Below are 7,536 nucleotides of genomic sequence, written 5' to 3' on the forward strand. Positions count from 1 at the left end.
GTCTCCGGCGGTGGTGCGGCGGGCTCGTCCGGCGGGACGGCGGGGCTCGGCCGGTCGGGGCTCGGCACCTCCGGAGGCCAGCGGCTCCCGGCGTCCCCCCGGGAACGCAAGCCGGCGCTCGCGGCGCTGGCGGTGCTGCTGATCCTCGGCGGCGCCCTCGCCAGCGCCTACCTCGTGATGGCCAGCGGCGAGCGGGTGTCGGCCATCCGGATCGCCCAGCCGGTCGCGGCCGGGCAGCAGATCCCGGCGAGCGCCCTCCAGGAGGTGCAGATCGGCGACACCGGCATCCAGTACCTCGCCTGGTCCGAGCGCACGAAGGTGACCCAGCGCGCGGCGGCCGTCCGGCTGGTGCCGGGCGCGCTGCTGACCAACTCGATGATCGTCCCCGCGGGCGCGCCCGCGGACGGCCGGCTCACCGTCGGGCTCGCGCTCAAACCGGGCCAGCTGCCGTCCGCCGAGGTCGACCCCGGCAGGCACGTCATGCTCTACGCGGTCGGCGGCGGGACGGACGGCGGGCCGCGCCCCGGGACCGTCCTCGCACGGGACGCGGTCGTGCTGAACGTCGGCCGGGGCGACAGCGGCGGCCCGACCCGGCTGCGGTCCGAGCAGACCAGCGTCGACGTCGCCGTCCTGCCCGCCGACGTGGCCGGGGTGACGCAGGCCGCCTCCGCCGGGACGATCGCGCTCGCGCTCATCCCGCCCGGGACCCAGGCGCCCGCGCAGCCTCCGAACACCGAGAAGCCCGCCAAGCAGAACGAGAACCAGAACGGTGTCGAGCCCGTCCCCGACGGCGGGCAGACCGGCGGCGGGCAGGGCGGCGGCACCCAGAATCCCGGCACGGGCGGTAACTGACGGTGGCACTGATCGCGCTCGCGGCCGACAAGGGGGCGCCGGGCGTCACGACCGCGGCGGTCGCGCTCGGCGCCGTGTGGCCGCGCCCGGTGCTGGTCGCGGAGTGCGACCAGGCGGGCGGCGACCTCGTCTACCGGCTGCCCGCCGGCGACCCCGCGGACGGCGGCGGCGGGACGCTCAACCCGTCCCGCGGGCTGCTCAGCCTCGCCGCCACGGCGCGCCGCGGGCTGCGGCCCGACCAGGTCGCCGAGCACTGCCAGCGGCTCGTCGGCGGCCTCGACGTGCTCGTCGGGCTCACCAACGCCGAGCAGGCGCAGGCGATGACCTGGCTGTGGGGCCCGCTCGGCCGGGCGTTCGCCGGCCTCGCCCCGGTGGACGTGCTCGCCGACTGCGGCCGGCTCGGCGCGGGCAGCCCGCTGACCGACCTGATGCACGAGGCCGACCTGGTCGTCCTGCTCACCCGCGCCACCCTCGAACAGGTCGCCCACCTGCGCGAGCGCGTCGCCGCGCTGACCGGGGAGCTGCGCGGCGGCCCGCCCGTCGGGGTGCTGGTGCTCGCCGACCCGCGCGACTTCCGCGGCTCGATCGCCGAGGTCGACCGCATCCTCGCGGGCCTGCGCAGCCGCCCCTCCGGCCCCGCCGAGGGGCCCCCGCCGCCGGACGTGACCGTCCTCGGCGGCCTGGCCCTCGACCCGAAGGGCGCCGACCTGCTGTCCGGCAGCTGGGGCGGGCGGCTCGACCGCTCGCTGCTCATCCGGTCGGCCCGGGAGGTCGCGGGCGAGATCGCCGGCCGCCTCCCCGTGCCGCCGTCCGCGCCGCCGCCCGAGCGCCGCGACGTCCCGCCGCCCGCGCAGGCGCCGCCCCAGCAGGTCCCGGCCGGCGGTCTCGACGAGGGGAGGCACTAGATGGACCACGGGCTCGTCAAGCGCCTCCGCCAGGAGGTCGGCGACCGGCTGGCGCAGCAGCGCCGGCTCGACGCCGCCAACGGCCTGCCCCCGATGTCCGGGGAGGACGAGCGGCAGTTCGCCCGCGCGCTGATCGGCCAGGTGCTGGAGGAGTTCGCGCGCGGCGAGATCACCTCGGGCCGCCGCCCGCCGAACGCCGAAGAGGAGGAGGCGCTCGCCGCCGGCGTGCACGCCGCGCTGTTCGGCGTCGGCCGGCTCCAGCCCCTCCTCGAGGACCCCGAGATCGAGAACATCGACATCAACGGCTGCGACCGGGTGTTCATCGGGTACGCCGACGGCCGCGAGGTGATGGGCGAGCCGGTCGCCGAGAGCGACGAGGAGCTGGTCGAGCTGATCCAGATCCTCGCCGCCTACAGCGGGCTGTCGTCGCGCCCGTTCGACACCGCGAACCCGCAGCTCGACCTGCGCCTCCCGGACGGCTCCCGGCTGTCGGCCGTGATGGACGTGACCGTCCGGCCCGCGCTGTCGATCCGCCGCGCCCGCCTCGGCAAGGTGTTCCTCGCCGACCTCGTCGGCAACGGCACGTTCAGCGAGGAGATCGCGCAGTTCCTGCGCGCCGCGGTGCTGGCCCGCAAGAACCTCATGATCGCGGGGGCGACGAACGCGGGGAAGACGACGCTGCTGCGCGCCGTCGCCAACGAGATCCCGCAGGACGAGCGGCTCATCACCGTCGAGCGCGCCCTCGAACTCGGCCTGGACGCGTTCCCCGAGCTGCACCCGAACTGCGTCGCGTTCGAGCAGCGGCTGCCGAACTCCGAGGGGCAGGGCGCGATCTCGATGGCGGAGCTGGTCCGCCGGTCGCTGCGGATGAACCCGTCCCGCGTGATCGTCGGCGAGGTGCTCGGCGACGAGATCGTCACGATGCTGAACGCGATGACGCAGGGCAACGACGGGTCGCTGTCGACGATCCACGCGAACTCCTCCGTCGAGGTGTTCAACCGCGTCGCGACGTACGCGATCCAGTCGCAGGAGCGGCTACCGGTCGAGGCGACCCACATGCTGATCGCGGGCGCGATCGACTTCGTCGTGTTCATCGAGAAGCGCAACGACTACGCCTCCGGCGGGCGGCTGCGCCGCTACGTCGCCAGCGTCCGGGAGGTCACCGGCGTGGACGGGCGGGTCCTGTCGTCGGAGGTGTTCGCGCTCGGGCCCGCGGGGCACGCGGTGCCGGCCGCGCCGATCGCGTGCGCCGCCGACCTCGCCGAGACCGGCTACGACCCGGCCGCGGGGGGTGGCTGGTGATGTACACGCCGGACCTGCTCCTCGCCATCGTCACCGGCGCCGCGGTCGGCGGCGGGCTCCTGCTGCTGGTCGTCGCGCTGCGCGGGCTGCCCGCGCGGCCCAGGCCCGCGCGGGGCCGCAGCCGCGAGGACCTGGTCCGCACCCTCACGACCCGCACCGCCGTCGCCGTCATCGTCGGCTTCCTCGTCCTGATCGTGACGCGCTGGCCGATCGCCGCCGCCGGCACCGCCGCCCTCGTCCTCGCCTGGAACGGCCTTGCGGGCGGCGCCGCCGAGGAACGCCGGGGCATGGCGCGCCTGGAGGCCCTCGCCGGCTGGACGGAGTCGCTGCGCGACACCATCGCCGGCGCCGTCGGCCTCGAACAGGCCATCCCCGCCTCGCAGCGCGCCGCCGCGCCCGCGCTGCAGCAGCCGCTCCGGAGCCTCGTCGACCGGCTGCACACCCGCGTCCCGATGCCGGAGGCGCTGCGCCGGTTCGCCGACGACCTCGACGACCCGTCCGCCGACCTGGTGATCGCCGCGCTGATCCTCAACGCGAAGCTGCGCGGCCCCGGCCTGCGCGACATGCTCAGCGCCCTCGCGACCTCCGCCCGCGCCGAACTCGACATGCGGCGCCGCGTGGAGGCCGACCGGCGCGCCACCCGCCGCAGCGTCCGGATCGTCGTCGCCGTCTCCGTCGGGACGGCCCTCGCCCTCGCCGTGTTCAACCACTCCTACGTCGAGCCGTACGACGACTTCCTCGGCCAGCTCGTCCTGTGCCTCGTCGTCGCCCTGTACGGGGCCGCGTTCCTGTGGCTGCGCCGCCTGTCGCGGTACGAGCTGCCGGGGCGGTTCCTCAGCGAGCCGCGGCAGACCGTCCAGCCCGGCGTGCCCGGCGAGGTGCCGAGCACGGTCGCGGGCTGGCAGAGCAAGACGGGCGGCCCGCAGGAGCTGCCGCTGCGCGCCCGGCAGGCCCCGGACGGGGGCGGTGCCCCGTGACCGGCGCGATGATCGCGGGCGCCGTGGTCGGCCTCGGCCTGTACGCGCTCGTCCGGGCGCTGTTCCCGGCCCGTCCCGGCCTCGCCGCCCGGATGGCCGCGCTCGACGCCACCCGCCGCCGCGACCTGGAGGAGCAGCAGGCCGGGCGGATGTCTCCGACGCTGGAGAAGGTCGGGGGGATGCGCGCGCGGGTCGGCCGGGAGCTGGCGCGGTTCTGCGAGGCGCGCGGCTGGCGGCTGCGCGGGATCCGCGCCGACCTCGCGATCACCGAGCGGTCGCTGGAGGCGTTCCTCGCCTCGAAGTTCCTGCTGCCCGCCGCCGCGCTGCTGTTCATCCCGCTGATCGTCGCCTACTTCACGCTGCTCGGGCTCGGCTCGTCCGTCGCCGTCCCGGCGTGGATCTGCGTGCTGTTCGCCGTGCTGTTCTTCTTCTTCCCCGACATGCAGCTCCGGCAGGAGGCGCAGGCCCGCCGGCAGGACTTCCGGCACGTCGTCGGCGCGTTCCTCGACCTCGTCTCGATGAACCTCGCCGGCGGGCGCGGCGTCCCCGAGGCGCTGATGACCGCGTCCAACGTCGGCGAGGGCTGGGCCATGCACCGCATCCGGGACGCGCTGTCCAACGCCCGCATCACCGGGCAGACGCCCTGGCAGTCGCTCGGCCGGCTCGGCGAGGAGCTCGACATCGCCGAGCTGCGCGACCTCGCCGGGGCGCTCGCGCTCGTCTCCGACGACGGCGCGCAGGTCCGCAAGTCCCTCGCCGCCCGCGCCGCGTCGATGCGCAGCCGCGAGCTGTCGGAGCTGGAGGGCAAGGCCGGCGAGCGCTCCCAGTCGATGCTCGTCGCGCAGCTGTTCCTGTGCGCCGGCTTCCTCGTCTTCCTCGCCTACCCGGCCCTGATGCGGGTCCTCGCCTCATGACGTCCCGTACCGATGGGCCGCCCCCGAACCACCTGGAGGTGTCACGATGAATCCGCTGAACGATCCGATCGTCGTCTATCTGCGCGCCATGCTCGGCGCCAGGATCGCCCGGCTGCGGGACGCCGACGAGGAGGAGCGCAGCCGCGGCGCGTCCGCCATCGAATGGGCGATCATCACCGCGATCCTCGCGCTGATCGCGATCACGATCGGCGCGGTGATCCAGAAGAAGATCCAGGACAAGGCCAACAGCATCAACACGGGCTGACCCCCGATGCGGCCCTTGAACGCCCGGCCGGATGACTCGGGCGCGTCGTCGATGGAGTGGGCGCTGCTCACACCGCTCCTCATCCTCGTGATGCTCGTCGTCGTGCAGTTCGCCATGGTGTTCCACGCCCGGCACGTCGCGCTCGCGGCGGCGCAATCGGGCGCACGGGTCGCGCGCACGTCCCCGGTCGGCGGCGGCTGGGAGGGCGCCGCCACCACGAAGGCGGCCGGCAGCGTCCAGGAGATCGGGCCGGGCCTGCTCAGCGGGCTGCAGGTCACGGCGGGGGAGGAGAACGACGAGCGCTGGGTCGAGGTCAGCGGCGAGGCGGTCCAGGTCGTCCCGTTCATGACGTTCCACGTGTCGCAGCGCTCGCAGGGGCCGATCGAGTGCTTCCGGCCGGACGTCGGCTCCGGCATCGCCTGCCAGCAGGGGGCGGCGCAATGAGAGACCGCACGCCGGAGCGCGGGTCGATGTCGCTGGAGATGGTGCTCGTCACGCCCGTCTTCATCGCGTTCCTGCTGTTCCTCGCCGGCGCCGGGCGGATGGTGGACGCCAAGAGCCAGGTCGACGGCGCCGCACGGGACGCCGCACGGGCCGCGTCCATCGCGCGCAGCGCGCCGTCCGCGCAGAGCCTCGCCGCCGAGACCGCCGCCGCCGGGCTGCGCGGCACCGACTGGTGCGCCGGCGGCCCCGGCGTCCAGACCGACGTGTCCGACTGGGGGCCGGGCGGACGCGTCGGCGTCACCATCACCTGCGACGTCGACCTCGGAGACCTCGCGTTCATCGGGCTGCCCGGCAGCAAACGCCTCCAGGGCCACGCGATCGCGCCCATCGACACCTTCAGCTACCGCGGCACGGACGGCGGGCCCCCCGGAGACGCGCCATGACCGGCGAGCCCCGCGACCGGGGCACGATCGCGATGTACACGGTGCTGTTCACCCCGATCGTCTTCATGCTGGCCGGGCTGCTCGTGGACGGCGGGCTCGCCATCCACGCCCGGCAGCGGGCCGCCGACATGGCCGAGCAGGCGGCGCGGGCCGGCGCCGACCAGATCGACACCGACGCGCTGCGCGAGACCGGCAGGCCCGTCCTGGACCCGGGGCGCGCCCGCGCGGCGGCGTGCGACCTGGTCGCGTCCTACGGCGACCAGGTCACGGGGTCCCAGTGCGACGCCGACGAGCAGGAGGTGGCCGTGACCGTGCGGATCAGCGTGCGGCCGCAGTTCCTCGGGATCATCCCCGGCTTCGGCGAGTTCCAGCTGACGTCCGGCGCGACCGCCCGCCCCGTCACGGGCGGCCCGGGAGGAAACCCGTGAGCATCGGCGAGAACCGACCTACGATGAGGACGACGTCCGGAGACCGGGGAACGGCAGGGGCGCGATGGTGACGCGGCAGAGCCAGAGGACACCAGTCCGGGTGAACAAGGGCCGCAGCACGGGCGACGTGCTGGCCGGGATCGGCGCACTCGTCGCGCTGACCGCACTGATGGCCGGGGTCCCGTTCGCACTGATCACGCTCTTCGGGTCGCCGCTGCCGGACCATGTGCCGTCCGCGTCCGACCTCACCCACAAGGTCGGGCCCGGGGCGCTCATCGCGATCCTCGTCGCCCTGGTGTGGCTCGCCTGGCTCCAGCTCGCCGTGTGCGTGGTCGTCGAGGTGTACGCGGGGATCCGCGGCGTCGGCGTGCCCGCCCGGGTGCCGCTCGCGGGCGGGACGCAGTCGCTCGTCCACCGGCTCGTCGTGGCCGCGCTGCTGCTGTTCAGCGCCACCACCGCGATCATGCCGGCGCTCTCCGGCGGGCTCTCCCAGCATCCGCCCGCCGTGCGGGTGCAGCCGCAGGCGCAGGAGTTCCAGCGGCTCCCGGCCGCGCCCGCGCAGCCCGCCGCCACCACCCGGCTCCCCGACACCTCCGTCTCGAGCCCGGCGGAGAAGGCGGCCACCACCAAGATCTACCGGGTGCATCCGCCGGAGGGACGGCACCACGAGAGCCTCTGGGAGATCGCCGAGAAGTGCCTCGGCGAAGGCCGCCGGTACAAGGAGATCTACTCCCTCAACAAGGGCCACATCCAGCCGGACGGGACGCGCCTGACGATCGCCAGCCTGATCCGTCCCGGCTGGATCCTGGAGATGCCGGCGGACGCCAGGCACGCGAAGGTCATCCCGGCCGACGACCTGCACGACTACTTCCGCTTCGGGCACGCCGCCCCGGACGAGCCGGAGAAGCCGAAGCAGCCGGCGCCCGAGCCGAAGCCGGAGCGGCCCGCGCCGCCGGAGGCCCAGCCGAGCCAGCCGCCCGCGACGCAGGCGCCGCCCGCCACCCCC

10 protein-coding genes are annotated in these 7,536 nt (G+C 75.1%); all 10 read left to right on the plus strand.

Annotated features, from left to right (window positions below):
- Positions 1 to 852, plus strand: an 852-nt coding sequence (locus tag E1293_RS48155) for a CpaB family protein (protein WP_165978645.1), incomplete at its 5' end; no start/stop codon positions are given.
- 2 nt (positions 853 to 854) lie between these two features.
- Positions 855 to 1,757, plus strand: coding sequence for a hypothetical protein (locus E1293_RS41825; protein ID WP_243717366.1), 903 nt, complete (start codon positions 855 to 857; stop codon positions 1,755 to 1,757).
- A complete protein-coding gene (locus E1293_RS41830) occupies positions 1,758 to 3,059 on the plus strand; it encodes a TadA family conjugal transfer-associated ATPase (RefSeq protein WP_132204852.1) in 1,302 nt (433 codons plus the stop codon).
- On the plus strand, positions 3,059 to 4,036 hold the full coding sequence (locus E1293_RS41835) for a type II secretion system F family protein (RefSeq protein ID WP_132204854.1): 978 nt from the start codon (positions 3,059 to 3,061) through the stop codon (positions 4,034 to 4,036). The genes E1293_RS41830 and E1293_RS41835 overlap by 1 nt, the downstream gene beginning before the upstream one ends.
- A complete protein-coding gene (locus E1293_RS41840; protein ID WP_207939415.1) occupies positions 4,033 to 4,950 on the plus strand; it encodes a type II secretion system F family protein in 918 nt (305 codons plus the stop codon). Before E1293_RS41835 ends, E1293_RS41840 begins: the two co-directional genes overlap by 4 nt.
- A 46-nt stretch (positions 4,951 to 4,996) precedes the next feature.
- Positions 4,997 to 5,215: a Flp family type IVb pilin gene (locus E1293_RS41845; protein WP_132204856.1), complete on the plus strand. Its 219-nt coding sequence runs from the start codon at positions 4,997 to 4,999 to the stop codon at positions 5,213 to 5,215.
- Positions 5,216 to 5,221: 6 nt separating this feature from the next.
- Positions 5,222 to 5,659 carry a TadE family protein gene (locus E1293_RS41850; RefSeq protein ID WP_132204858.1) on the plus strand — a complete coding sequence of 146 codons (438 nt, stop codon included), beginning with the start codon at positions 5,222 to 5,224 and terminating at the stop codon, positions 5,657 to 5,659.
- On the plus strand, positions 5,656 to 6,102 hold the full coding sequence (locus E1293_RS41855; protein ID WP_243717370.1) for a TadE family protein: 447 nt from the start codon (positions 5,656 to 5,658) through the stop codon (positions 6,100 to 6,102). Before E1293_RS41850 ends, E1293_RS41855 begins: the two co-directional genes overlap by 4 nt.
- A complete protein-coding gene (locus E1293_RS41860) occupies positions 6,099 to 6,530 on the plus strand; it encodes a TadE/TadG family type IV pilus assembly protein (protein ID WP_243717373.1) in 432 nt (143 codons plus the stop codon). Before E1293_RS41855 ends, E1293_RS41860 begins: the two co-directional genes overlap by 4 nt.
- Before the next feature lie 100 nt (positions 6,531 to 6,630).
- Positions 6,631 to 7,536 (plus strand): LysM peptidoglycan-binding domain-containing protein (locus tag E1293_RS41865; RefSeq protein WP_481726112.1); only part of this gene is annotated, 906 nt, incomplete at its 3' end.

The organism is Actinomadura darangshiensis (assembly GCF_004349235.1).
In the GTDB taxonomy this organism is placed as follows: Bacteria; Actinomycetota; Actinomycetes; order Streptosporangiales; family Streptosporangiaceae; genus Spirillospora; species Spirillospora darangshiensis.